Annotated in this window: 22 protein-coding genes; 4 read left to right on the top strand and 18 right to left on the bottom strand. The window is 53.1% G+C overall.

Features of this window, described 5'->3' with window-relative positions; genetic code table 11:
- Positions 1–49: 49 nt before the first annotated feature.
- From ACT53G_RS05550 to hemN, 8 genes are all read right to left on the bottom strand, one after another.
- A complete protein-coding gene (locus ACT53G_RS05550) occupies positions 50–742 on the bottom strand; it encodes a response regulator transcription factor (RefSeq protein ID WP_338654494.1) in 693 nt (230 codons plus the stop codon).
- Entirely contained in the window at positions 739–2,301 is a 1,563-nt protein-coding gene (locus tag ACT53G_RS05545; RefSeq protein WP_476168905.1) for a DUF4118 domain-containing protein, read from the bottom strand. Before ACT53G_RS05545 ends, ACT53G_RS05550 begins: the two co-directional genes overlap by 4 nt.
- Positions 2,302–2,316: 15 nt before the next feature.
- A complete protein-coding gene (locus ACT53G_RS05540) occupies positions 2,317–3,234 on the bottom strand; it encodes a hypothetical protein (RefSeq protein ID WP_194747944.1) in 918 nt (305 codons plus the stop codon).
- Positions 3,235–3,273: 39 nt separating this feature from the next.
- Positions 3,274–7,266, bottom strand: a complete 3,993-nt coding sequence (gene hrpA / locus ACT53G_RS05535; protein WP_476169013.1) for an ATP-dependent RNA helicase HrpA — start codon at positions 7,264–7,266, stop codon at positions 3,274–3,276.
- An 865-nt stretch (positions 7,267–8,131) separates the two neighbouring features.
- Complete coding sequence (locus tag ACT53G_RS05530; RefSeq protein ID WP_476168904.1) at positions 8,132–8,551, bottom strand: hypothetical protein; 420 nt, start codon at positions 8,549–8,551, stop codon at positions 8,132–8,134.
- A 22-nt stretch (positions 8,552–8,573) separates the two neighbouring features.
- Positions 8,574–9,416 carry a DNA ligase gene (locus tag ACT53G_RS05525; RefSeq protein WP_476168903.1) on the bottom strand — a complete coding sequence of 281 codons (843 nt, stop codon included), beginning with the start codon at positions 9,414–9,416 and terminating at the stop codon, positions 8,574–8,576.
- A gap of 122 nt (positions 9,417–9,538) precedes the next feature.
- Positions 9,539–10,255, bottom strand: coding sequence for a sulfite exporter TauE/SafE family protein (locus tag ACT53G_RS05520; protein ID WP_476168902.1), 717 nt, complete (start codon positions 10,253–10,255; stop codon positions 9,539–9,541).
- A 9-nt stretch (positions 10,256–10,264) separates the two neighbouring features.
- Complete coding sequence (gene hemN / locus ACT53G_RS05515) at positions 10,265–11,650, bottom strand: oxygen-independent coproporphyrinogen III oxidase (protein ID WP_194748455.1); 1,386 nt, start codon at positions 11,648–11,650, stop codon at positions 10,265–10,267.
- A gap of 237 nt (positions 11,651–11,887) precedes the next feature.
- Here hemN and fnr point away from each other — a divergent pair, with 237 nt between their 5' ends.
- Both fnr and ACT53G_RS05505 read left to right on the top strand, forming a co-directional pair.
- Entirely contained in the window at positions 11,888–12,607 is a 720-nt protein-coding gene (gene fnr, locus ACT53G_RS05510; protein WP_338657593.1) for a fumarate/nitrate reduction transcriptional regulator Fnr, read from the top strand.
- A 30-nt stretch (positions 12,608–12,637) separates the two neighbouring features.
- A complete protein-coding gene (locus tag ACT53G_RS05505) occupies positions 12,638–13,492 on the top strand; it encodes a radical SAM protein (RefSeq protein WP_476168901.1) in 855 nt (284 codons plus the stop codon).
- 79 nt (positions 13,493–13,571) lie between these two features.
- Here ACT53G_RS05505 and ACT53G_RS05500 read toward each other — a convergent pair whose 3' ends face one another.
- From ACT53G_RS05500 to ACT53G_RS05455, 10 genes are all read right to left on the bottom strand, one after another.
- Entirely contained in the window at positions 13,572–13,793 is a 222-nt protein-coding gene (locus ACT53G_RS05500) for a FixH family protein (protein WP_228518788.1), read from the bottom strand.
- Between the two features lie 92 nt (positions 13,794–13,885).
- Positions 13,886–15,331: a cytochrome c oxidase accessory protein CcoG gene (ccoG, locus tag ACT53G_RS05495; protein WP_476168900.1), complete on the bottom strand. Its 1,446-nt coding sequence runs from the start codon at positions 15,329–15,331 to the stop codon at positions 13,886–13,888.
- Positions 15,332–15,348: 17 nt separating this feature from the next.
- Positions 15,349–16,245 (bottom strand): cytochrome-c oxidase, cbb3-type subunit III, encoded by an 897-nt coding sequence (gene ccoP / locus ACT53G_RS05490; protein WP_338654506.1) that lies wholly within the window; start codon positions 16,243–16,245, stop codon positions 15,349–15,351.
- Between the two features lie 30 nt (positions 16,246–16,275).
- Positions 16,276–16,413 carry a cbb3-type cytochrome oxidase subunit 3 gene (locus tag ACT53G_RS05485; RefSeq protein ID WP_194747960.1) on the bottom strand — a complete coding sequence of 46 codons (138 nt, stop codon included), beginning with the start codon at positions 16,411–16,413 and terminating at the stop codon, positions 16,276–16,278.
- Positions 16,414–16,424: 11 nt separating this feature from the next.
- Positions 16,425–17,051, bottom strand: coding sequence for a cytochrome-c oxidase, cbb3-type subunit II (gene ccoO / locus ACT53G_RS05480; protein WP_194747962.1), 627 nt, complete (start codon positions 17,049–17,051; stop codon positions 16,425–16,427).
- Positions 17,052–17,061: 10 nt separating this feature from the next.
- Positions 17,062–18,498 (bottom strand): cytochrome-c oxidase, cbb3-type subunit I, encoded by a 1,437-nt coding sequence (ccoN, locus tag ACT53G_RS05475; RefSeq protein ID WP_194747965.1) that lies wholly within the window; start codon positions 18,496–18,498, stop codon positions 17,062–17,064.
- Between the two features lie 141 nt (positions 18,499–18,639).
- Positions 18,640–18,777 (bottom strand): cbb3-type cytochrome oxidase assembly protein CcoS, encoded by a 138-nt coding sequence (gene ccoS / locus ACT53G_RS05470; RefSeq protein WP_194747968.1) that lies wholly within the window; start codon positions 18,775–18,777, stop codon positions 18,640–18,642.
- 10 nt (positions 18,778–18,787) lie between these two features.
- A complete protein-coding gene (locus ACT53G_RS05465) occupies positions 18,788–21,076 on the bottom strand; it encodes a heavy metal translocating P-type ATPase (RefSeq protein WP_476168899.1) in 2,289 nt (762 codons plus the stop codon).
- 186 nt (positions 21,077–21,262) lie between these two features.
- Entirely contained in the window at positions 21,263–23,314 is a 2,052-nt protein-coding gene (gene metG / locus ACT53G_RS05460) for a methionine--tRNA ligase (protein ID WP_476168898.1), read from the bottom strand.
- Between the two features lie 29 nt (positions 23,315–23,343).
- The gene (locus ACT53G_RS05455) at positions 23,344–23,526 is read right to left on the bottom strand and encodes a hypothetical protein (RefSeq protein ID WP_476146783.1); all 183 of its coding nucleotides are present in this window, start codon (positions 23,524–23,526) and stop codon (positions 23,344–23,346) included.
- Positions 23,527–23,577: 51 nt separating this feature from the next.
- On the opposite strand from ACT53G_RS05455, the gene ACT53G_RS05450 reads away from it, so the two are divergent.
- Together ACT53G_RS05450 and ACT53G_RS05445 are read left to right on the top strand one after the other, a co-directional pair.
- Positions 23,578–24,069: an RNA polymerase sigma factor gene (locus ACT53G_RS05450; protein WP_194747977.1), complete on the top strand. Its 492-nt coding sequence runs from the start codon at positions 23,578–23,580 to the stop codon at positions 24,067–24,069.
- A gap of 4 nt (positions 24,070–24,073) precedes the next feature.
- Positions 24,074–25,057: a FecR family protein gene (locus tag ACT53G_RS05445; protein ID WP_476146785.1), complete on the top strand. Its 984-nt coding sequence runs from the start codon at positions 24,074–24,076 to the stop codon at positions 25,055–25,057.
- The last annotated feature ends 76 nt before the right edge of the window (positions 25,058–25,133 follow it).

Genomic DNA, 25,133 nt, shown 5'->3' with positions numbered 1-25,133 from the left:
CATATACATGATGCAATGTTTACAACGCCTATGGTCATGGCGACAATGATTAAGCCAGCCGGTAGCCGATCCCCAGCTCAGTTAAGACGACTTTAGGCTCAGCGGGCTGATCTTCGAGCTTGGCGCGTAAACGGCCGATGTGAATACGCAGGTATTGCGTATCGTTGAGATATTCTGGCCCCCACACCGCTTGCAGCAATTGAGCATGGGTAAAAATGCTGCCAGGTTTACTGGCCAGTTGCATGAGCAAGGCGTGCTCGATGGGCGTCAGGTGCAAGGGCGCACCAGCCTTGGTCACAATTCCGGTGGCACGGTTAACGCTGACCCCGGCGTGCTGATACACATGGTCGCGCATTTGCATCATGGCAGAACGCCTCAGGGCCGCCTGTAATCTGGCCAGCAATTCCTGCAAGCCAAACGGCTTCATCAGATAGTCATCTGCGCCCAGATTAAGACATTGCACTTTGTCTGCCTCATCCTGCCGTGCGGACAGCACCAGTATCGGCACGTCGGAATAACTGCGCAAATGCGGAATCAGTTGTTCGCCCTGCCCGTCTGGCAAGCCAAGGTCGAGTATCACCATGGCAAAGCCGCTGGCCTGTCTGGCCTGAGCCAGGTCACGTGCATGCTGCACGTGATAGCCATGCGCAGACAGCGCGGGCAGCAGAAACTGGTAAACACCAGGATCATCTTCGACCAGCAACAGATGTGGGTGCGTAGAGTGATCGACTGGTTGGCTCATCCGGCATCCCCTGCACTCAAGCTGGTGGCGGGCACAAATGGAAACAACATACGCACACAGGTGCGCCTGGCAACTGCCGTTTTATCTAACGGCGCTGCATTTAATGGGGACTCATCTGACTGCTGCGTCAGTTGCAATTGCCCCTGATGCAGCTGCATGATGGTATTGACGATACTCAGGCCCAGGCCAAAGCCACGGCTACCACTGCCCGCAGGACGGCGCGAGTGAAACGAGGCAATCTCGAAATCTGGTGCAAAGCCGGGGCCTTCGTTGATCACAGAAAGTACCAGCCAATCCCCTTCCCTTGCCAGCTGCAATGCCACGGGCGTCTCAGTGCTGCGCCATTGCAAGGCGTTATCCACCAGATTAGAGAGCGCATGCGCCACCAGCACCGCATCCATATGCACCAGCCATTCTTCGCCCTCTGCAACAGCGGCAAAGGCCAGTGATACCGGGGGCGTGCGCTGCAAGTAGCGGTGCATCACATGTTGGATCACCTCTTGCAACGATTGCCATTCGCGATGCAAGGCGCGCTCGCCCGCTTCCAGCTTGACCAGAGTCAGGATATTTTCAGTGGCCTGGCTTAAATAACCGGCTTCTGCCTGGATGCTTTGCAATAACTGTGAGGACTGTGCCGGCGCCAGCGTAATCTGCTGGTCGGCCAGCACATTGGCCGCGCCTAAAATCGCCGTCAGTGGCGTACGCATATCATGCGACAAGGCGGTCAGTAGCGATTTTTTGAACTGGGCCTCAGTGGTCTCGCGGGCGGCGTCTGCCAGGGCAATCTGCTGCCTGAGCTTGAGCGTGGCGTCAGCACATTGCTGTACCAGCCGTTGTAAAAAATGCAGGTCAGGCGCGTGACCGACAGGCACAGCCACCACCAGCACTTCGTGCTGCGGGAAACCAAACGGTAATAAACATTGACCCAGCGCTGGCCAATCCTGAGTGCCTGCGCCGATGGCACGCTGGTAATCGAGTGCCCATTGCACACTGGAAGGCTGAACAAGCAGCGTGGACTCACCAGCCAGGCGCTGCAATTGCATGTCGGGCGCCAATTGCACAACACAAACCTGCCAGCCAAATCCCTGTTGCACATGCTGGCAAGCGGCCTGCAACAACGCTGCAACGCTCAAGTGGCTGGATAACACTTCGGCCAGTGATTGAAAAAAACGGGATTGTTGTGCGGCCAATTGTGCCTGTTGCCTTTGCCGCTTGAGCTGTTGCATGGCTCGGCTCACCGTCAATGCCAGCACGGCAAACACCATGAGCATCACCCACGATTGCAGGCTAGCCACGCGCAAGGTGTACAGCGGTTCAATAAAACAGTAATTGATCAGCAGGACAGCGGCAATCGCCGTCAGCATGGCGGTGGCAAAGTGCAGGAAATAGGCCGCCCACAACACCCATAGCATATACAGCAAGGTGAGCAGCGTGACACCCAGGCTGGCAAAATGCCAGACACCCACCCAGGTGGTGAGCGCTATGCCCGACCACAACACCAGCTGATATTGCCAGTCTGGCCGATGCGACGTTGTGGAGGTAACAAAGCCGTCTGCCATCTGCTGCTCCGGGCGCTAGCGGCCGTAAATATCCTGATTTTTATAATTGGGCCCAAAGAACTCTTTCATCAAAAAGTCTTCGAGCCCCGCGCTGTCTGCAGGCCGCGCTGACAGCGTGACAGTACGGCCCAGGCGGTTGGATATCCAGTCAAAATCACCGTTATAGTGCTCACGGATGATACTGATCATTCGTCTGACCATCACCAGGCGGATATCTTCACCACTGCGCGCTTCCACCTCGTAGTACTGCGTATTGGCCGAGGTGTAATCATTGACCCAGCCCTTGAAGCTGAAGGTTGCATTCAAGGGATCCATGCGGCGGATCTGGAACAAGCCGTTGGTGCCGAACTTGAGATTGTTCATGATGTTTTTGGTACGGCGCTCATCCTCGGAAGGACCACGCTCGGCCGCTGCAGCAGCATCATTGGCCTGTTTGGCCGAGATCTCATCCGCATAACGGTCGGTCTGCTTGCGCTTGATAAAACTTGAAAAGTCTTCCACCGGCGGTGGCGGCAAGTTTGGCGTAGGCTCTGGCCTGGGTTGCGGCTTGGGCTCGGGCAATTTAAAGGCGCTATCCGGCCGCTGTGACTGAATAATCTTTTTAGGCAGCTTGAGCTCAGATTTGGGCGGTGGCTTCGGTTTGGGTTCAGGCCGCGGTTGCGGAGTGGGCGGAATCTCAGGCGGCGGCGACACCACTTTGGGTTTGGTCGGCGCCGGCACGCCCAAGTCGAGCACAATATTCAGCGGCGCTTGCGCGGGCTCCTCAAGCGGCTTGAGCAAATCGAGTAAAAAGCCCCAGAACAGGATGGCGTGTATCAGCAGCGACACCAAAATCGCCCACATCAGGCGTGCCGGGATGCGCAACACGCGCTCGCGTTGCTTGGGCTTTAGCCAGTTAGGCGTACTAAATGGTTCAAAGGGAGAAGGCTGCATGAACAGGGTTGGTCACAGGTTAGCAGTGGTCACGCGATACTATTGCATTTCTTGCCAGAGTTTTTCAAGACGTTTGATTGAGACAGGATAAGGCGTCCTTAATTCCTGCGCAAATAATGATACACGCAACTCCTGTAATTGCCACGCAAAGTCTTGTAACTGGTTGGTTACAGGCAGATGCGCCTTGCGCAATTGCTCAATTTTTTGCTGCCAGCGCTGCTCCAGTTGTACCAGCGCCTGCGTATGGCGGCCATCACGCTCTATGCTGGTCGGATATTTGTCTATGCGCAGCTTGATCGCCTTGAGATAACGCGGCAGATGCGGCAATTGCTCCCACGGGGTCCGGCTAAAAAAACCGTGATACAACAAACCCTGTAATTGTTGCTCGCAGTCGCGTTTGATTTTCTGCGTCACCGGCGTCATTTTCTGTAACTGGGCAACCAGCACCTGATACTCATTGGCAATCAGTTGCGCCTGCCCGGTCAGCGCCTCGGTCACCGCTGGCAAGCGGGTCCGCGCCCGTGTTTTCAGTTGCATAAACTCGGCATTGCTGCGCGGCAAGTCGTCCTCGGCAATAAAGGCGCGGTCAGCAATACATTGCAGCATGTCTTCACGCAACTGGTCAGAATTCATGATGGCGCGCAACAGCAAGGCATACTGGTTAAAGCCTGGCAGGCCTTTTTCCAGTTGTTTGACCTGCTCCTTGAGCTCAAAACGCATCAGGCGGCAGACGCCTTTACGGTGAGCGGCCAAGGCGGCTTCTGGCGTATCAAACAGCTTGATGGCCACGCTGTCACCATTGTCTTCGAGGCCCGGATAGCCGGTCAGTTGGCGGCCATCTTTGCTAAAGGTAAGGGTGGCTGGCAAGTCGCCAAAATCCCACTGCTTGAGCCCGGATTTTTCAATGCCGGGCGAGCCGGTTCTAAACGTCAGTTGCGCGGCCGAGCCCAGTTGTTTTTTGAGCTGATTCCAGTCGCGGCCCATGCCTAGCTCACGGCCTTTTTCGTCGACCACGCTAAAGTTCATGCGGTGATGTGGTTCCAGGCCCGCCAGGTCAAACTCTTCCGGCTTGAGCTTAAGCCCGGTTTTTTGCTGGATAAACTCAGCCAGAGCGGGCAATAATGGCTGCGCAGTCTGCTTGGATTCGAGGAAGCCGGTCACGAACTCCGGCACCGGGACACAAACGCGGCGCAGGGTTTTGGGCAAGGCTTTAATCAGTGCCGTCACCTTGTCACGCACCATGCCCGGCACCAGCCATTCAGTCACGGTAGCATCAAGCTGATTGAGCAAGGCCAGCGGTATCGTCGCCGTCACCCCATCCAGCACATGCCCGGGTTCAAAGCGGTATTTGAGTGGCACGGTTTCGCCGTCTACCACCATGGTCTCGGGAAACTGTACCTCGGTAATGGCACTGGCGCCATGGCGCATCAGCGATTCGCGCGTCAGGTACAACACCTTGGGGTTGGCTTTTTCAGCGTCCTGCCGCCACTTTTCAAATGCAGCGCCATTATAGACACGGTAAGGGTCTGCAATCGGCGGCACCACCTGGTCATAAAATACAAACAACTGGTGTTCGTCGACCAGCACGTCCTGACGTCTGGCTTTATGCTCCAAAGCCTCCACTTCGGCGATCAGGCGACGGTTAGCTTCAAAAAACGGGGCCCGCGTGTCAAATTCCATATTGGCCAGGGCTTCACGGATAAAAATTTCACGCGCTTCGGTCGGCGCAATCGGCCCATAATGTACGCGGCGTTTGGGCACAATGGTCAGCCCGTACAAGCTCACGCGCTCCCAGGCCACCACTTGCGCGGTTTTGCGGTCCCAGCGCGGGTCGCTGTAATGGCTTTGTGTAATGCCACGGCCGCCGCCTTCATGCGCAATGGGTTCTATCCAGTCCGGATCAATTTTTGCAACGCAACGGGCATAAAGCTTGGTGGTGTCGACTAACTCGGCGGCCATCACCCACTTGGGGCGGTTTTTCTTGAGCACCGAGCCCGGTGCAACGGTAAAGCGGATCCCGCGCGCGCCGGCATAGGTCTCGCTATCGCCATCTTTAAAGCCGATATTGCCAAGCAAGCCGGACAGTAACGCACGATGGATTTGCGCATAATTCGCTTCTTGCTGATTGGGCTTGATATCAAGCTCATCCACCATTTCCAGCAACTGCGCATGCAACTCACGCCATTCCTTCAGCCGTAAAAACGAGAGAAAGTTCTGGTGGCACTGATTGAGCAAATCACGGTTGGACTTTTTGCTTTTGAGCGCCTGCTCATACCAGTCCCACAACTTGAGATAACTCATAAAGTCAGAGTCATCCGCCTTGAATTTGGCATGCGCATTGTCGGCGGCCTCGCGTTTATCCATGGGCCGCTCCCGCGGATCCTGGATGCTGAGTACGCTGGCAATAATCAGAATCTCACGCACGCAGCCTTCTTTTTTTGCGGTCAGAATCATGCGCGCCACACGCGGATCCAGCGGCAAGCGCGCCATCTGCCGACCCAGCTCGGTGATCTCACGACGCTCGGTCACCGCCCCCAGCTCTTGCAGCAACTGATAGCCATCGCTGATCAGGCGTGAAGAAGGCGCCTCAATAAACGGGAATTCACCGACATCCCCCAGCCGTAAATCCGCCATGCGCAAAATCACGCTGGCTAGCGAGCTACGCAGAATCTCGGGATCGGTAAACGCCGGACGCTGGTTAAAATCATCCTCGCCGTACAAACGCACGCAAATGCCGTTAGACACACGCCCGCAGCGCCCTGCCCGCTGCTTGGCTGCCGCTTGCGAGATTTTTTCAATCTGCAATTGCTCGACTTTGGCGCGCGGGCTATAGCGGTTGACTCGGGCCAGTCCGGTATCAATCACATACTTGATGCCAGGCACGGTCAGCGAGGTTTCCGCCACGTTGGTCGCCAGCACAATGCGGCGCTGGCCGCTGGGCCGGAAAATCTTTTGCTGGTCTTCTATACTCAAGCGCGCGAATAGCGGCAAAATCTCAATCGACTTCAGCTTGGGCGAGCGGCCCTGGTATTTACGCAGATGCTCGGCGGTATCACGGATTTCACGCTCACCCGGCAAAAACACCAGAATATCGCCATCCCCCAGACGCAACAAATCCTCGGCGGTATCGAGGATGGCATCTTCCATGACTTCCTCTTCGTCATCCTCTTCCAGCCAGCGCGTCTCGGTACGCGGCGGCTTGCGCTTGATGCCCATCAGGTCCTGCGCAAAACGGTCTATATCATCCAACCCATCATCAATCGGCACTTCCACGGCCACCATAGTGGCCTTGTTGCCCAAGGGCCGGTAACGAATTTCCACCGGATAAGTCCGGCCAGAGACTTCAATCACTGGCGCGCCATCAAAGTGGTTCGAGAAGCGGTCTGCATCAATCGTCGCCGAGGTGACGATGATTTTCAAATCTGGCCGCTTGGGGAGTAACTGTTTGAGATAGCCCAACAGAAAATCAATATTCAGGCTGCGCTCGTGCGCCTCGTCGATAATGATGGTGTCATAGCCGTTAAGGAATTTATCGCTCTGCGTCTCCGCCAGCAAAATCCCGTCCGTCATCAACTTGACGTAACTGCGTTCGGACAACTTGTCGTTAAAGCGCACCTTGTAACCGACCACCTCACCGAGCGGACTTTGCAACTCCTGCGCAATGCGCGACGCCACCGAACGCGCAGCAATCCGGCGTGGCTGCGTATGGCCAATCAAGCCACTCACCCCACGACCGAGCTCGAGGCAGATTTTAGGCAATTGTGTGGTCTTACCCGAACCGGTTTCACCACACACGATCACCACCTGATGCTTGGCAATCGCCGCTGCAATCTCATCCTTTTTACCACTCACCGGTAACTCTGGCGGGTAATCAGGCTGAGGCAATGCCGCCTGACGCGCCTGCAACCGCTGCTGGGAAGCCTGTACCTTGTGTGCAAGTTCCACCAGCGCTTTATCCACGGGTTTATTTTGTTTTAAAGCATCGCGTAGCTGCTGCAAACGACGTTTGAGCGGAAAGCGATCAGCCAGCATGCACTGGGGGAGTTGTTTTTCGAGTTGGCTGATGAGTTGGATGGGAGAGACGGCAGTCATAGGGGTGAGATTTTATCATGGCATGCGAATGGGGATGCAGCATGACGGCTTACATCTAGCTTAAGATTTAAGCTGGCAAACAAATTTCTCAGGTTTTTCGCTTACATAGGCTGTTGTAACGCTTCGATGCCAAGCTTAACTTAGGGGAATTATTGATTTCGCCTTTACGGCGACCGTTCTTTCTTATGCTTGTCCATAAGAAAGAAGGCAAAGAACAAGACACCCTTGCTTCCGCTTGTTTCCTGCGTTGCTCGCCAAAACAAGCGGTCACGAAACTCGACCTGGCAGCTCACAACATACGTGAGCTGCTGCGGGACTCGAACAGTCGCTCCCTTCTTCCTTGTTTTGGCTGCGCTACTCGGCGCGGCAGATAGGGGCCCAAAAACCACTGAGCGCCACACGTAGTGCATTAAAGAAAGAATTGGAGTTTTTGAACGGTCCAAATTTTTAGGCTGTGAGTTTGACGCGACAAATCCCATCCCATCACGCTGAGTAGCGGAAACAAAGTAAGAAACAAGGGAGCGACTGTCCGAGCTCCGCGGCAGCTTGCGGGGTGTGCAAGCTGCTAGGGCGAGTTTCGTGACCGCTTACTTTGTTGAGCAACGCAAGGGAGCCGAAGGCCGTGATGGCTGGGTGTCCTCTTCTTTGGCTACGGCCGCCACTTTGTGGCTTAACCTAAAGGTTAGCCTACGCCGCAACACTCCGTTAGTTGTGGTTACTTTCTGGGGGACAAGCACCAGAAAGTGACTCGCCGAGAGGCGAAAAGAAACGTTACCTAAAACACTCTAAACTCAAATGAAAAGAGTTAATTTCTCACACACTCCTCCACTCCCGTATTGCCTCCTTTAAACCCAGGCTCAAAATAAAACTTCCTAAAACTCAACTGTCCCTTGGCATTTTTCTTAAACTCGGCAATCCCGGTTCCATAATCATGCGTCTTGCCGCCATATTCGCCATTTTCCATCGGTAAGGCAAAATGCATCGCCGCATGCATGCCGTGCACGGCAGCGTGGCCTTTATAAGTGCCATAGTCCGGCACAGCCAGTTCAAAATCATAGCTGGCATCCGCGCCTTTACTGTGCTCCGGGCGCAATTTCATGGTGACTGTGCCGGTGTATTTGCCTTCATGTGCATCGTCACCGGTACAGCTGTAAACACCGCTTAAATCCAACGCATAGGCGTTCATTGCAAGACATGTGACTGCGAGTCCAAGCATCCATTTCATGATGTGATCCTTTCTGTTTCAATTATTCCGGTGGCCGTACCCGCACAAAGCGGGCAAATTTTGGTTTGCCGTTTTTGGTGAGGTCGCGGTAGGTAAACGTCACCTGGCTGCCGATAGGCGGTGGATGTGCCCGGTCAGTATCTTTAAAGCCAGTGCCAAGTTTGAAGCGTATGCCTTGCGCGGTTTCGACCACTAATGCACCCATTTTACCTTGGTATTTGCCTTTGCCGGGCACGTAGGCAAGGACTTTGGCTTCAGCATCCAGTTGCGGCTTGAGTTTGAGTAACACGTGGCTGCGGCCAGTCAGGTAAGGTGCATCGGCTTGATGCAACATGAGGCCCTCACCTTTATGCGCCACCACCCAGTCCAGCGTGCGCTTGAGCGCAGCGGTATCTGCTACGCGAAACTGTTTGATGGCTTTGAGATACGGGCTCTGCTGACGTTTAACCAGTTGCTCGATGTGCTGGGCACGTTGAGTGAAAGTGCCTGGGGCCATTGGCAGTTCAAACACATAATAGACCACATGACGCCACTCCGCTTCATCAGGCTGCGCGCGGCGCACAGTGGCAGAGAGTCTTTCAAATTGTGCGCGGGCGATCCACAGTTCACCATCCAGGGGCTGTTGGGGGAGTTTTTGCACAAACCAGGCCGGCGCGTGGATGGGATGGCCCTGTCGACTGATCAGTTGTTTGCCATCCCACACGGCGCGTATGCCGTCGAGCTTTTCGCTGACCAAGTAGTCGTTGACAGCGAGGCCTTCGTGGTAAACCTGTGCCAGCAGGATTTCTGGTACCTGCGCATAGGCTGGCATGCCAGACTGACTGATCAGCCACAGTAAAAAACAGATGCGCATCCATATCATCATCACCGCCCCAATTGTTAATTTAATTTAACAATCGTAAGTTAGCGGAATTTAACTAGGTAGGCAATATGCGGATGGCGAAAACGAGCATCCCGGAGGCTGCTTGTGCAAACAATCAGACAAGGCTATAACAACTGGCACCACAGTTTGTCGTGATGCATGACGTCCATCCACAGCGCCACCAGGCTGAGGGCGACCAGCAAGCCGCCACTCAGGCGCATGCCTGCCGCTTCACTGAACCAGCGCGGCAGGCTTTGCTGGCCCGCGCGCCAGAAAAAGGGGGCCAAGGCGAGGATGGTGGCGGAACCGGTCGCGAAGGCAATCATGACCAGTGCGCCTTGCAGCCATTGCGACTGGAGGGAGGCCAGCATCACCGCCGAGTACAGCAAGCCGCAAGGCAGCAAGGCCCAGACGATGCCGGTCACAAAATAGCCCGACCTGGCATGCGCGGTATGTTGCTTGATCCATGCCCAGACCAATTGCGCCCGCTGCACCGCCCATTGTGGCTGTCGGCCGAGGATAAGTAGCAACACGCCCCAGGCGAAGATCAGCGTATGCGAGAACGTCCACAATGGTTGAAACAGATGGCTCTGATTGGATAACCAGGCCAAACCGCGCAAGGTTTCGGCAGCAATCGCGCCGAGCAAGCCATAGCCGAGCATACGGCCCAGGTAAAAACTCCAGGGGATGATCTGTACGACACGCAGAGGGATGGAACGCGGGGGATTGGAAAGATTCGGCGGCGTTTGCATGGCGCCGCAAGCAGCGCCACACATCAGCACACAGTGCGGGCCGCCTGCCAGCCCCATGACAAAAGCAGTCAAGAGTAAACTGGCTAACATGCCAGCAGTTTAAAGGATTTTGGAGAACCTTGCACGGTTGGCATCGTGCTGCAAATAACGGTCAAACACCATGGCAATGGCGCGCACAAAATACCAGCCCATTTCGGTGACTTTGAGGCCATCGTCTTCGAGTACGACCAGGCCTTGTTTCTCTTTCTCGGCCAATTGCGCAATTTCTGCCTGAAAATATTGCTTGAAATTGACCATGTAAGACAACTCAATGGACTCGTAACTCAGTTCACCATGGCACATGACCGCCATGATCACGGCACGGCGGATCAGGTCATCGCGGCTTAATGCCAGCCCTCGCACGATAGGTAACTGGCCTTGGTCAAGAAAGTCATAATACTCTTCGAGGGTTTTGGCATTCTGGCTGTAAGTAGCACCGATCTTGCCAATCGCGGAGACACCCAAAGCCAGGATATCCTGATCAGCCATGGTGCTATAGCCCTGAAAGTTGCGGTGTAACCTGCCCTGTTGTTTGGCAATCGCCAGCGGGTCATCAGGCAAAGCAAAATGATCCATGCCGATAAAGACATAGCCTGCCAGCATCAGCTGCTGAATCGCTTCTGACAGCATTTGGATTTTATCTACGGCATGTGGCAAGTCCGCTTGCAAAATCCGGCGTTGCGGCTTGAAACGTGACGGCAAGTGCGCGTAGCCATATAACGCGATACGGTCTGGCCGCAATTGAATGATCTGGGCGATGGTCTGGCGGAAGGTCGCCGGGGTTTGCTTGGGCAAGCCGTAAATCAAGTCGGTATTAATAGACGCAAACCCCAGGTCGCGCGCATGTTGCATCAGGCTTTCAACCTGCGCATAAGACTGCACCCGGTGCACGGCCTGCTGTACCTCGGCATCAAAGTCTTGCACGCCAAAACTCAGGCGGTTAAAGCCCAGCTCGCGCAAGTGTTGCAAGCGTTGCTGATTGACGGTACGTGGATCAATTTCAATCGAGTATTCACCATCTTTGGCAAAGGCAAACGCCTGCTTGAACATCTGCATGAGTTGGGTCAACTCGGCATCATTGAGAAACGTCGGCGTGCCCCCGCCCAGATGCAACTGGTTGACGGTTTGCTTTTTGGCAAACTTGTCCAAGTGCAAATCAAGCTCGCGTTGCAGGTAGTTGAGATAAACCGCGCCTTGCTCATAACGCTTGGTGACTATCTTGTTGCATGCGCAATAAAAACACAACGAGGCACAAAACGGGATATGCACATACAACGAGAGCGGCTGCGTCCAGTTGCTGATATTGCGCTGCTCGGCCGCCTTGAGATAAGCAGCGGCGTCAAACGCCTCAACAAAGCGGTCTGCTGTCGGATAAGAGGTATAACGAGGCCCGGAGACGTCATAGCGCTCAATATGCTCTTGAGTAATCAGCAACGGGGAGTTCATGGTTTCTGGCAAATTCTTTCCTATCAGTATCCCGAAACTGGACTTTACGGGTTCATCTGGCGCTACTGTGCCATAAACCAATGCAGGGCTTTTTGACACAAGTCAAATGCAGCTTGCGTCGCCTGCTGCATAATGCGTCTAAATACAAAAGGAAGAGGTCACACCATGTTCAATGAAATCGCAACCGAAGAGGCGTATAATTTGCCGCATGTTCAACGTCAGTCAAGGACGCCCTCCATGCAAGCAGAATCCAGTTTCAAGGTTGCCTGCTCCAATTGTAACTTGCGTGAACTGTGCCTGCCGGTAGGCTTGAGCACAGATGAAATGACTAAACTGGATGGCATGGTTGCCACCCGTAAAAAGATCAAGCAAGGCGGTCACTTGTATAGCAGTGGCGATGCCTTCACCACGCTTTATGCGATCCGCACTGGTTTTTTCAAGACCTGCGTCGTCTCGGAAGATGGCCGTGAACAAGTCACCGGCTTTCAGATGGCTGGTGAAATCATGGGCTTGGATGGCATTGTCAGTGACAAGCACAACTGTAACGCCATTGCCCTCGAAGACGCCGAAGTCTGTGTCATGCCCTTCAATCATGTCGAAGACCTGTCGCGTGAGATTCCCGTCTTGCAACGCCATGTGCACAAAATCATGAGCCGCGAGATCGTGCGCGAAAACGGCGTCATGATGTTGTTGGCTAATATGCGCGCCGAAGAACGCCTGGCGGCGTTTCTGCTCAACTTGCTGCAACGCCTGCATGCACGCGGCTACTCCAAAAGCGAATTGATTTTACGCATGACGCGTGAAGAAATCGGCAGCTACCTGGGCATGAAACTGGAAACAGTCAGCCGCACTTTCTCCAAATTTAGTGAAGAAGGCATTATCGAGGTCAAGCAAAAGAATATCCGTATTCTGGACCACGAAAAGCTTAAAACCATCTTCAACGCCAGCACCTGCTAGGCGGTTGCTGACGTCTGTAAGCGCTGAGGGATGCCACTGCCTTCGTCTCTATTTGAGGCCTTACAGCGCATGGCCGCGCAACAAGCCTGGCAATATATTTATCCTGTCTGGTCCCGCCGTGCGCAGGGCCTTTCCATCGGCATAAACCTGCACCCGAATCAATGCTGCAACTGGCATTGCATTTATTGCCAGGTGCCAGGGCTGCATCGCGGCCCCTCCCCGGTCATTCAAATAGAGCGCCTGCAACAAGAATTAAGCACCTGCTTGCACTGGCTAAGACAGCACTTACACGCAGCAAAGCGTGTATTGTCGGAAGATGTGCAGGATATTGCCTTTGCCGGAGACGGCGAACCGACCACCTCGCCGCAATTTCCTGAAGCCTTGGCACTGGTTGAACGATTGCTGAGCCAGACAACACAAACAGACCGTCCGGCACGGGTCAGGCTCATTACCAATGGCAGCCAAATGCATCTGGCCACGACACAGCAAGCCTTAAAGGTACTGCAACAGATGGGGGGAGAAGTCTGGTTTAAGCTGGACGCAGGCAACGATGCAGAAATGCTGGCAGTGAATGATGCGCGTTTGCCACTTAGCCTGCATCTGCAACGGCTGCAGGCTTGCAGCATGGCTTGCCGGACTTGGGTGCAAACCGCTGTGATGCAGCGACGTATCGCGGACCAACTGGTCACCACCCCCGCATTGGCCGTCTATGTGCAGGCGTTGCTACCACTTAAAGAGAACATTGAAGGCATTTTGTTGTATGGCATCGCCAGACCTAGCCAGCAAGACACGCTGGCCAGCATTCAAGCACCAGACATCCGGCTGTTACAGCAGTATGCTGAGGCTTTGCGCACGCAGGGTTTCAACGTGCGCCTATTTGCCTAAACGCTGATCTCCTACCCGCAATGCTCGCGCCTGAATCAGGTCTTAGACGCGCGTCAGCGCTGAGAGACAGGCAGACAGTTTACTGTTCAGCAGGCTTCAGGCCGGTCTGCGCATGGTTACGCGCCTGGATGGCGGGCGCCATGGCATCTGTCTGGCCGTCTTGCGCTTGCGCATCCAGCGTTTTGTTGATTTCTATGCCCTTGCGGTAGTAATCATCAATCGCTGGATCAGGATGCGTAATCGCCAGATACAGGGTAATGAAAGAAGCCACAATCACGGCAGAAGGGCCGCCTATAATCATCCAGACATAAGGGTTGTGATACCATTTTTTCTGGTCAACCGCTTTAGCGGCCGGTTTCTGCTGTGCTTGGTGTTGTGACAATCTCTGCTCCATTAGTTGCTCGGCACAATAAAGACCGACTTTTCTTTGACCGCTTCGCTGGTTTGTAAATCCGTCATTTCGAAAAAGATTTTATGGGAACCAGCTCTGGTGACCCCATCAGGCAACTCCAGCTCAATCACCACATTGCGTGTCTCAAACGGCCGCAAGCCTTTGAAGTCCTGGCTATTCTCGTCAGCAAAATGCACCACCAAGCCTTCGAGCCCCGTGACCTTCAATGCATAGTCATGCACGGCTTCGGTATCATTTTCAAGCTTGAGGTTATACACGTTCTCAATCATGCCTTCATCAGTATAGCGAGACATGACTGCACGATCACGTAACACATCCAGCCTGAAATCGGGCTTGAAGTAGAGACTGACCACCATACCGATGGTGAGCGCCAACAAAATCGTTGTATAAATAATCACGCGTGGGCGTAGCAAACGTTGCAGCATTTGCTGACGGCTCCAACGGTTGGTGATGCCGTTCTGCGTGGAATATTTGATCAAGCCCTTGGCATAGCCCATTTTGTCCATTACATCGTCGCACGCATCAATACAGGCACCGCAACCAATACACTCGTACTGCAAGCCTTTACGGATATCAATTCCGGTCGGACACACTTGCACACAAATACTGCAATCAATGCAACTGCCCAGGCCATTGGCATTCTCGCCAGCTTTTTTAGAGCGTGCACCACGCGGTTCACCGCGTGCCTCGTCATAGGTCACAATCATGGTGTCATCATCAAACATGGCACTCTGAAAGCGGGCATAAGGGCACATATATTTGCAGACTTGCTCACGCATATAGCCTGCATTGCCATAGGTAGCAAAGCCGTAAAAGCAAATCCAGAACGTTTCCCAGCCACCCAATTGCCAGTTCACAATATTGGGCACCAGCTCGCGAATGGAGGAGAAGTAACCGACAAACGTCACGCCTGTCCACAAGCCGAAGGCGATCCAGGCAAACTGCTTGAGCGATTTGCGCGTGAGCTTGTTCAGAGTCCATTTGCTGTCATCGAGGCGCATACGTGCGATACGATCGCCCTCGATTTTATTTTCCATCCACATGTAAATCTCGGTATACACCGTTTGCGGACAGGTGTAGCCACACCACAAGCGACCGGCAATGGCCGTAAACAGAAACAGCGACAGCGCAGACACAATCAGCAAAAACGACAGATAGATCAAGTCCTGCGGATGAAAAATCAGGCCGAAGATATAAAAGCGCTTGGCATCCAGGTCGAACAGCATGGCCTGACGACCATCCCATTGCAGCCAGGGTACACCATAGAAAAACAGTTGCGTGGCCCACACCATGACCCAGCGCCAGTTGTTGAACATCCCGGAGACGCTACGGGCATAGATCTTATCTGCGGATTTATAAAGTGACAAAACCACCTCCTGTTCAGGGATGGTGGTTTTGTTCACAGCGTTTTGTTTAATATCGCTCATGGGTTATCTGCATTCGCCTATTTGTTGGAAAGACCCCAAACATAAGCAGTCAGCAGATGAATTTGCTCTGGGCTGAATTTTTCTTTCCAGGCTGGCATCACGTTGTTTTTACCTTCATGAATACGCTTGATAATCGCGGCTTCACCTTGACCATGCAACCAGATGTTGTCTGTCAGGTTAGGTGCACCAATCGCCTGATTGCCCTTACCTTCTGGGCCATGGCAAGCAGCACACACCACAAATTTGTCTTTACCGGCATTGGCACGACCAGAGTCATGAATACTGCCAGACAAGCTCAATACGTAGTTGGCGACGTTTTTCACATCTTCTTCAGAACCAACAGCAGCAGCCATGGGAGGCATGATGCCATTACGACCATTGTTGATAGTCAGCTTGATCGTATCAGGTGAACCACCATACAACCAGTCATTGTCGGTCAGGTTAGGAAAGCCACGGCTCCCTTTGGCGTCAGAACCATGACAAGCAGCACAGTTGTTCAAGAAAATACGCTTACCGATGTCGCGGGCTTCAGGAATCTTGGCCACTTCTTCTACCGGCATGGCTGCATATTTGGCATACAGCGGGGCGATCTTGGCATTGTTCTTTGCCACTTCAGCTTCGTACTGCTTGACTTCCGACCAGCCGAACTTGCCATTGTAAGTCCCCAAGCCTGGAAACAGGTACAGATAGGTCAGGCCAAAAATTACGGTAATGATAAATAACCCTACCCACCACATTGGCAGCGGATTGTTCATCTCCTTGATGCCATCCCATTCGTGACCATTGGTGTTATCGCTATCCAAAGGCACTTTGACGCGGCTTGCGAAAATCAGCAAACCGACACAGAAAGCAATCCCGCCCAAGGTAATGGTCGAAATCCAGATCGGCCAAAAACCATTTACAAAATCATTCATGATGTTTTCCTTAACCTTTCCGCGCAGTGTTTAGTCTTGGTCGAACGGCAGATTTTGCGCGTCCTTGAATTGCGCGGAGTTGCGATTGCGCCATGCCCAAATCAAAATTGCCACAAACAGGACGAAACTGAGTACTGTAAAAAATATGCGTAGTATGTTGATATCCATGGCGCGTCTCCTTATTTCAGGTGTGTACCCAACACTTGCAGGTAAGCCACCAGTGCGTCCTGCTCGGTTTTGCCTTTGATTTCATCCCCAGCAGCCTTGATCTGCGCGTCGGTGTATGGCACGCCAACTTTACGCAGTGCAGCCATATGGTCACCAATGGTTTTGTCGTCAACCAGGTTTTCTTCCAACCATGGATAGGCTGGCATGATGGACTCAGGAACGACATCACGTGGGTTGTGCAGGTGCACACGGTGCCAGTCATCACTGTACTTGCCCCCTACACGGTGCAAGTCAGGACCCGTACGCTTACTGCCCCACTGGAACGGGTGATCATAAACATACTCACCAGCAACCGAGTAATGGCCATAACGCAGCGTTTCAGCGTGGAAAGGACGAATCATCTGTGAGTGGCAGTTGTAGCAACCTTCACGCAGATAAATGTCACGGCCAGCCAGTTGCAACGCGTTGTAAGGCTCCAGACCACGGATAGGCTCGGTGGTTGACTTCTGGAAGAACAAAGGCACGATTTCGACCAGACCACCAAACGAGATCGTGATGAAGGTCAGCACGATCAGCAGGAAGTTGCTGGTTTCAATCTTTTCGTGAAAATTGCCACTATTGTTTTGATGCGTAGCCATAGTGAATTCCTTAAGCGTGAGCAACCACAGCTGGCACTTCTACAGTGACTGCTTTGCCGTTAGTTGCTGTTTTATATGTATTCCACAACATGATGATCAAACCGCTCATGTACAGGAAACCACCCAATGCACGTGTGAAGTAGTATGGGAACTTGGCTTTCACACTTTCAACGAAGGTGTACGCCAATGTGCCGTCAGCGTTCATGGCACGCCACATCAAACCTTCCATCACGCCGGAAATCCACAATGCAGCGATGTACAACACCACGCCGATGGTTGCCATCCAGAAGTGCACTTCAATCGCTTTCACGCTGTACATTTGTTTTTGACCAAACAAACGTGGAATCAGGAAGTACAGGGAACCGATAGACACGAAACCAACCCATCCCAGCGCACCAGAGTGCACGTGACCCACGGTCCAGTCAGTGTAGTGAGACAAGGCGTTCACAGTCTTGATCGCCATCATCGGACCTTCAAAGGTACTCATACCGTAGAAAGACAGGGAAACAATCAGGAAGCGCAAGATTGGGTCTGTGCGCAGTTTGTGCCATGCGCCAGACAAGGTCATGATACCGTTGATCATGCCACCCCAGCTTGGTGCAAACAGGATCAGAGACAACACCATACCCAATGACTGTGTCCAGTCAGGCAAGGCAGTGTAATGCAGGTGGTGAGGACCCGCCCACATGTAAGTGAAGATCAGTGCCCAGAAGTGGACGATAGACAAGCTGTAAGAGTAGACAGGACGCTCAGCTTGTTTAGGCACAAAGTAGTACATCATGCCCAGGAAGCCCGCAGTCAGGAAGAAACCTACCGCGTTGTGACCATACCACCACTGCACCATCGCATCCTGTACCCCGGCGTAAGCAGAGTAGGACTTCATGAAACCAGCAGGAATCGCAGCACTTTCAACGATGTGCAACAAAGCCACCGCAAGAATAAATGCACCGTAGAACCAGTTAGCTACATAGATATGCTTTACTTTACGGATACCGATAGTACCGAAGAAGTTGACTGCATAAGCAATCCATACCAAGGCAATCAGGATATCGATTGGCCACTCCAGCTCGCCGTATTCCTTACCCTGGGTATAACCCAAAGGCAGAGAAATGGCAGCAGCCACGATGACAGCCTGCCAGCCCCAGAAGGTGAAGCTGGACAACTTGTCGCTGAACAAACGTGTCTGACAGGTACGCTGAACAACATAGTACGAGGTAGCAAATAAAGCACAGCCACCAAACGCGAAAATCACTGCATTGGTATGCAGTGGTCTCAAACGGCCAAAAGAGGTAAACGGCAGGCCCAGGTTCAGCTCTGGCCACACCAGCTGAGACGCAATAATCACGCCCATCAGTGTACCCACAACACCCCAAACCACTGCCATGATTGCGAACTGGCGGACTACACTATCGTTGTAGGTCGCAGCCTTCACGGTTGCATTTTGCATGGATTTCTCCCAATGATTAAAACAAACACCCAACACTAAAAAAACTTCTAGTTGTTCACCCTGATATTCTCAGAGATGTCACAAATTTGATTTGACTCACATCAATACTGCTTAAGAATCCCCGTTCCTGCTTGAGAATTCCTAATCCTGCTCGAGAATTCTGGACCCCTCTTCCTCAAGGTCTTCAAATTGCCCGGTTTGAATGGCCCACCATAAGCCACCCAAAATCACAAACACCAGCAACACTGCCAGTGGGATCAGTAAGTATGCAATTTCCATTGAGCGATGCCTAACCTTTCTGCCAGGCCGACTTATCCCAGTCGGTCAATCGCAATGCATTTAACAGTACCAGTAACGAACTGGCCGCCATCCCCAACCCGGCTAACCAGGCAGGCAACAGCCCCATAATCGCCAAAGGCACACCGGCCGCGTTATACAACGCCGCCCACAACAAATTCTGTTTTACGATGAGGATGGTTTTTTTGCAGTGTGAAATGAGCGAAACCAGCACGCCGATATCATTGCCCAACACTACCATATCGGCCTGTGCCTGCGTCAAAGGGACGCCGGAACCCATTGCAATAGAAGTATGCGCTGCTGCAATGACAGGGCCGTCATTCAAACCATCACCTACCATCAACACTTTCCGCCCCTGTTGTTGCAGCTGCTTGACATGCTGCAGCTTATCTTCTGCTTTTTGTAACCCTGCTGCTCGCTGGATACCCAGTTGTGATGCAAGGTTTTTAACGGCCGCTATTCTATCACCAGATAACAGTTGAATATCAAGCCCGGATGCAATTAATTGTGAAACAGCAGCCTTGGCGTGTGGCTTCACTTGCTCAGACAACGCTAATGTCGCCAACATTTTGCCATTGCTAGCCAGATAGACCACTCGCAACGCCTCGTGTTCCGGCTTGACCGTGATCCCGCAAAATTCAGCATTGCCCAATTTTAATGGCATGGAATCACCAGACTGTGTGATCAAGGTCGCAGACATGCCACCCCCCACAATTTCTTGCCAGTCCTGCATCTCCAGCTGGTCACTCGCGTCTTGCCGGGTGGCAAATCCATGCAACGCCTGCGCCACCGGATGCAGGGAATCGCGGCTCATGCTGGCAATCACATCCAGCAACCACTGATGGTCTTGCCCGGCGGCCATTTCGACCGCGCTAACCTCTTGCAAGCTCTCGGTCAGGGTTCCGGTTTTATCAAATACAATGGTGTCAATTTCGCTGAGGGCCTGAATCGCCTGCAGACGGCGGATCAGCACACCGCCTTTGGCAAACGTGCCCGCACTGGCCAGCATGGCCGCAGGCGTTGCCAGCGACAAGGCACAAGGGCAAGTCACCACCAGCACCGCCACTGCTGACATAATCGCTTTGGCCGGATCGGTGGTCCACCAGAAAACCAGGGCATACAGCGCGGCCAGCAGCACACCCCACAAGAAGGGTTGCGCCACTTTATCAGCCAGCAAGGCGATGCCAGGTTTCTCGGTTGAAGCAGAGGCCATCAGGTTCACCAGCGCATGATACTGTGTACCCTCACCCACCTGCTCCACCTGCATTTCAATCGCCGAAGTCAGGTTACCCGAACCGGCAATCACAGTCGCGCCGGCAGGTTTCAACACCGGGTCCGACTCACCCGTCAGCATGGATTCATCGGCACTGGTATTGCCTACCAGCACCTTGCCGTCGGCGGCAAACACTTCACCAGGGCGCACATATAAGACATCGCCCACATTGATGTTGCTGGCGGCGATTTGCACCCATTCGCCTGCTTCATTCTTCTTGAGCACCGCATGTGGCAAGCGACGCATCATGTTTTCCAGCGCGCCTGCCGTACGGTTGCGCAGCTTCACATCCAGCCAGCGGCCAACCAGCAAAAAGCTGACAAACATGGTCAGAGAATCGTAATAGACCACATCGCCCCACCAGCCACCCGGCACAAACGTGGCCAGCGTACTCATGATAAAGGCAGCCAGTATGCCCAATGACACCGGCACATCCATGCCTAACTGGCGTTGCTTGAGACTGTTCCAGGCCTGGGAGAGAAACGGCGTCGCAGAAAACAGCATCACGGGCAGTGTCAGCACCCATGACGCCCACTTCATCAACTGCACCATATCAGGCGCCATGTCATTACTGCCGGTCCAATAAGTGGGATAAGCATACATCATGACCTGCATCATGCAGAAGACGGCGACCACCAGGCGCCACAGCATCTTGCGCTGCTGCACGGTTCTGTCGCTGATGGCGTTGTATTCGTTAAGCGGAAGCGCTGGGTAGCCAATCTCGTTAAGACCGGCAAACCATTGCGAGGGGGAGGTTTGATGCGCATCCCATACCACACGGACGCGCTTGGAAGCGGCACTGGCATGCACAGCCAGCACACCACGCATTTGTTTCAATGTCTGCTCAATGCGACCACTGCAGGCGGCACAATGCATGCTATCAACCCAGACATGCGAGGTCCACACCTCGTTGGCAGAAGCATCACGCTGACTAAACCGCTCCCACTCGGACTGGACATCCAGCCCCTGCCAGGGATTTGCACTGCTCACTGCTAAAGGGGTTGCCATTGGGTGATGGAGCATCCGTGAAACAATCTATAACTTTATATTATATGATTGAATATAATATAAATCAATGTGTTAGCGAACTTTTCAAGCTGTCATTAAAGCAGCAAACGATCTTCTCTTTGTTGATTTGGCGCAAACATCGCGTCCATGACAGCCCAAGAAAACCGCCTGATGCGCATGCAACCATTATTTCACACGCATCCCCGCTTGCGCACCACTGTCAGGTGAGAGGATATAAGGCCCACCACGCTCATCGCTGGCGGCCAACACCATGCCCTCACTCATGCCAAACTTCATTTTGCGTGGTGCCAGGTTAGCCACCATCACAGTCAGCCGCCCCACCAGCGTCGCCGGGTCATAAGCGGACTTGATACCGGCAAACACCTGACGCGGCGTCTCTTCGCCAATATCGAGTTGCAGCTTAAGTAACTTCTCGGCACCCTCTACGTGCTCGGCACTGACAATTTTGGCAATCCGCAAATCCACCTTGCCAAAGTCATCAATCGAAATATACGCCCCCTCTTCTGCCGCCTTGGCTTCGGCTTTCGCTTCTACCTTTACTTCAGCCTTGGCTGGCGCTGCCGCTTGCAGGCTTTCTTTATTGGCTTCCACCATGGCTTCGATTTGCTTGGCCTCCAAACGCGTCACCATATGACTATAAGCCTGGATCGTTTGCGCAGCCAGGCCTTGGTTCACATGTGACCACTGCAAGGCTGGCACGTTCAAGAAAGCCTCCACCGCACTGGCGATATTTGGTAACACTGGCTTCAGATAAATGGTCAACAGACGGAACATTTCCAGCGCATTACTGCAAATGGTATGCAGCTCAGCCGCCTTGCTTTCGTCTTTAGCCACCACCCACGGCGCCGCTTCGGCGACATAGCCATTCGCGGCATCGGTCAGCTTCATGATTTCACGCAAAGCACGCGCAAAATCACGCGCGGCATAGGCTTCGGCAATCACAGGCGCGGCGGCGCGCATCTCGTCAATCACAGCGTGCTGCGCTGCAATCACTTGGTGATCGAATTTTTTGGCGATAAAGCCGGCCGTGCGACTTGCGATATTGATATATTTACCCACCAGATCACTATTCACCCGGGCAACAAAATCTTCCAGGTTGAGATCGATATCCTCCATGCTGCCATTCAGTTTGGCTGCATAGTAGTAACGCAAGTATTCAGGATTTTTGACATGTTCCAAGTAGCTACGCGCCGTGATAAACGTGCCGCGCGACTTGGACATTTTTTCGCCGTTCACAGTCAAAAAGCCATGCGCAAACACCTGCGTAGGCGTGCGGTGACCGGAATATTCCAGCGTGGCTGGCCAGAACAAGGCATGAAAATACAGGATATCCTTGCCGATAAAGTGATACAGCTCGGTCGAAGAATCCTTTTTCCAGTACTCATCAAAGTCCAAACCAGCTTTGGCACACAGATTTTTGAAGCTGGCCATGTAGCCAATTGGCGCATCCAGCCAGACATAAAAATACTTGCCTGGCGCATCCGGGATTTCAAAGCCAAAATAAGGCGCATCGCGCGAAATATCCCAATCGGAGAGCTTGTTCTCGCCCGCCTCGCCTACCCACTCGCTCATCTTGTTGGCAGCTTCGGCTTGCAGCGTGCCAGACCGTGTCCAGTCACGCAAAAAGTCAGCACATTCACTGAGCTTGAAGAAATAGTGTTCGGTCTCTTTACGTACTGGCGTCGCACCAGAAACGGCAGAATAGGGATTTAGCAAATCTGTCGGGCTGTAGGTCGCACCGCACACTTCACAGTTATCGCCATACTGGTCTTTGGCGTGGCACTTGGGGCACTCGCCTTTGATAAAGCGATCCGGCAAAAACATACTTTTCACCGGGTCAAAATATTGCTCTATGGTTTTGCTGGCGATTTTGCCGTTGGCCTTGAGCGCCTTGTAAATGCCAGAGGCCAGTTCGCGGTTTTCTTGCGAGTTGGTGGAATAGTAGTTATCAAACTGCACCAAAAATTCGGCAAAATCCTGGCTGTGCTCAGCGTGGACTTTCTCAATCAACGCCTCAGGGGTAATGCCCTCTTTTTCAGCACGCAACATAATCGGCGTGCCATGCGTATCATCCGCGCAAACATAATGCACGGTATGCCCCTGCATCTTGTGAAAACGCACCCAGATATCGGTTTGAATGTATTCAACCAAATGGCCCAGATGGATACTGCCATTGGCATAAGGCAAGGCGGAGGTCACCAGAAGTTTGCGTGTCATGTCAGCCAGATCAAAATAAAACGACTATTTTAGCAAACCATGCGGCATTTCAGCGATGCCAGCGGCAGATAATGTTTGTGAGCAAACGCGCGATCAACCCCTGGCTCATTTAAACCAATATGGTTGATATCAACCATATACTCACAACCAAAGTCACAGCTTGAATTTATAAAAATCATGATAAACAACAAGTTAGCCCATGCTGGCTGCACGGTACAATCCTTGCCTGATGCCAAACAAGTTCACCTTACTGGCAAATTCGCATGTTATGGCATGGCATTAATCTTCATTGGGCATATAGCACGTTGCTACCCGGCATCCGCCGTAAAACGCAATGCCAGCATCATGCCAAGGATATTTTGCATGATGGCTTTCTGCGCTTTGCCCTGACCACCAGCCCCAACCGCGGGCAAGAACCGCATGCCTATCTGCGTACCATCGTACAAAATCTGCTGCTTGAGCATTACCGTAAAGAGCGTTATTTTGCCGAGTATCAGCAACAGGCAGACTTGGAAGAACCCGTCACGATTTCCGTCGAACATCTGGCAGACATCAAACAACGGCTGGAACTCGTCACCCAAATCATTCAGGACCTACCGCCCAAATGCCGCCAGGTGTTTGTCATGTACCGCATTGAAGGCCATGCGCAAAAAGACATTGCAACGCAACTCAACATTAGCCTCAACATGGTCGAACGCCACCTGATCCGCGCCTTGCTAGACCTGCGTGCGGCGCGCGAGCAGTTTCTCAAATAAGCGCATGTCGGCCCATCAAAAAATCGCTGAGACAGCTGCCCGCTGGTTTATCCGCATGCAAGAAGCGGCACCAGACGCGCCGGAACGCAGCCAGTTTGAAGCCTGGCTCATGCAAAGCCCATTGCATCAACAAGAATACCGTAGCATCAGCGAAGCCTGGCAAGGCATAGACTCGGTCACCGAGCTGCAATCTCTGGCGCAGGCCAAACAGGCTGATGCTTTCTTCAAACAGAGCGAGCGCAAAAAATCGCGGCAGAAACTGGCTGGCACGGTGGCCAGCGTGGTCGCGGCGCTGTGCATAGGCTGGGCAGGCTTGCACCAATATCAGGTTTGGCAAAGCACGCCCACGCTACAACTCGCCGCGCAAACCACCACCGCCCAACTCAGCACACAAACGCTGGACGACGGCAGCCGTGTCACACTCAATGCCAACTCGCGTATTGAGATCAAGTACTACCGCAACCAGCGCCACATTGACCTGCTGCAAGGTGAAGCCGTGTTTGAAGTGCAACCAGACCGAGACCGACCCTTTGTAGTAGAAACCCAGCGCCTGAAAGTCACCGTGCTGGGCACACGCTTTGCCGTCAACAAACTCAAACAGCTTGAACGTGTCAGCGTCGATCACGGCAAGGTACAAGTGCTCAACAAGCAAGATCAGCAAGGCCTCATCCTGCAAAATAACCAGGTCGCTGAAATCAACCAGCACGGCCTGCAAGCTCGCCCACAAGTGAGTGCCCAGGACTACTTCCGCTTTATTAGCGGCACCTTGGTATTTAATCAATCCTCGCTCTCAGAAATCGCCGAAACCCTCACCCGCTACCAGCCCCAACCCATCACCAGCGATGAGCGTTCCAGCGAAAAAATCAGCGCCGTGGTCGCCATTAAAGACAGCAACAGCTTTATCGCCACCCTGCCCCGCATAGCCAATGTGCGTGTGCACCGCAGCCCAGAAGGTATTCAACTAGAAACTTACCCCGCAGCCAAATAAGCAAATCGCACATCATTACATTTTTTTGCAATCAACATATCAGGGTTTTGACGCCCCGTGCATTAAGGCAATAACA

This window comes from Methylophilus sp. DMC18 (genome assembly GCF_056314005.1).
This window is presented reverse-complemented; position numbering and strand designations above follow the sequence as displayed.

Coding starts and splice junctions, on each gene's coding strand:
- ACT53G_RS05550 (WP_338654494.1), bottom strand. CDS start 742: ATGAGCCAACCAGTCGATCACTCTACGCACCCACATCTGTTGCTGGTC.
- ACT53G_RS05545 (WP_476168905.1), bottom strand. CDS start 2,301: ATGGCAGACGGCTTTGTTACCTCCACAACGTCGCATCGGCCAGACTGG.
- ACT53G_RS05540 (WP_194747944.1), bottom strand. CDS start 3,234: ATGCAGCCTTCTCCCTTTGAACCATTTAGTACGCCTAACTGGCTAAAG.
- hrpA (WP_476169013.1), bottom strand. CDS start 7,266: ATGCTGGCTGATCGCTTTCCGCTCAAACGTCGTTTGCAGCAGCTACGC.
- ACT53G_RS05530 (WP_476168904.1), bottom strand. CDS start 8,551: ATGAAATGGATGCTTGGACTCGCAGTCACATGTCTTGCAATGAACGCC.
- ACT53G_RS05525 (WP_476168903.1), bottom strand. CDS start 9,416: ATGATGATATGGATGCGCATCTGTTTTTTACTGTGGCTGATCAGTCAG.
- ACT53G_RS05520 (WP_476168902.1), bottom strand. CDS start 10,255: ATGTTAGCCAGTTTACTCTTGACTGCTTTTGTCATGGGGCTGGCAGGC.
- hemN (WP_194748455.1), bottom strand. CDS start 11,650: ATGAACTCCCCGTTGCTGATTACTCAAGAGCATATTGAGCGCTATGAC.
- fnr (WP_338657593.1), top strand. CDS start 11,888: ATGCAAGCAGAATCCAGTTTCAAGGTTGCCTGCTCCAATTGTAACTTG.
- ACT53G_RS05505 (WP_476168901.1), top strand. CDS start 12,638: ATGCCACTGCCTTCGTCTCTATTTGAGGCCTTACAGCGCATGGCCGCG.
- ACT53G_RS05500 (WP_228518788.1), bottom strand. CDS start 13,793: ATGATTATAGGCGGCCCTTCTGCCGTGATTGTGGCTTCTTTCATTACC.
- ccoG (WP_476168900.1), bottom strand. CDS start 15,331: ATGAGCGATATTAAACAAAACGCTGTGAACAAAACCACCATCCCTGAA.
- ccoP (WP_338654506.1), bottom strand. CDS start 16,245: ATGAATGATTTTGTAAATGGTTTTTGGCCGATCTGGATTTCGACCATT.
- ACT53G_RS05485 (WP_194747960.1), bottom strand. CDS start 16,413: ATGGATATCAACATACTACGCATATTTTTTACAGTACTCAGTTTCGTC.
- ccoO (WP_194747962.1), bottom strand. CDS start 17,051: ATGGCTACGCATCAAAACAATAGTGGCAATTTTCACGAAAAGATTGAA.
- ccoN (WP_194747965.1), bottom strand. CDS start 18,498: ATGCAAAATGCAACCGTGAAGGCTGCGACCTACAACGATAGTGTAGTC.
- ccoS (WP_194747968.1), bottom strand. CDS start 18,777: ATGGAAATTGCATACTTACTGATCCCACTGGCAGTGTTGCTGGTGTTT.
- ACT53G_RS05465 (WP_476168899.1), bottom strand. CDS start 21,076: ATGGCAACCCCTTTAGCAGTGAGCAGTGCAAATCCCTGGCAGGGGCTG.
- metG (WP_476168898.1), bottom strand. CDS start 23,314: ATGACACGCAAACTTCTGGTGACCTCCGCCTTGCCTTATGCCAATGGC.
- ACT53G_RS05450 (WP_194747977.1), top strand. CDS start 23,578: ATGTTATGGCATGGCATTAATCTTCATTGGGCATATAGCACGTTGCTA.
- ACT53G_RS05445 (WP_476146785.1), top strand. CDS start 24,074: ATGTCGGCCCATCAAAAAATCGCTGAGACAGCTGCCCGCTGGTTTATC.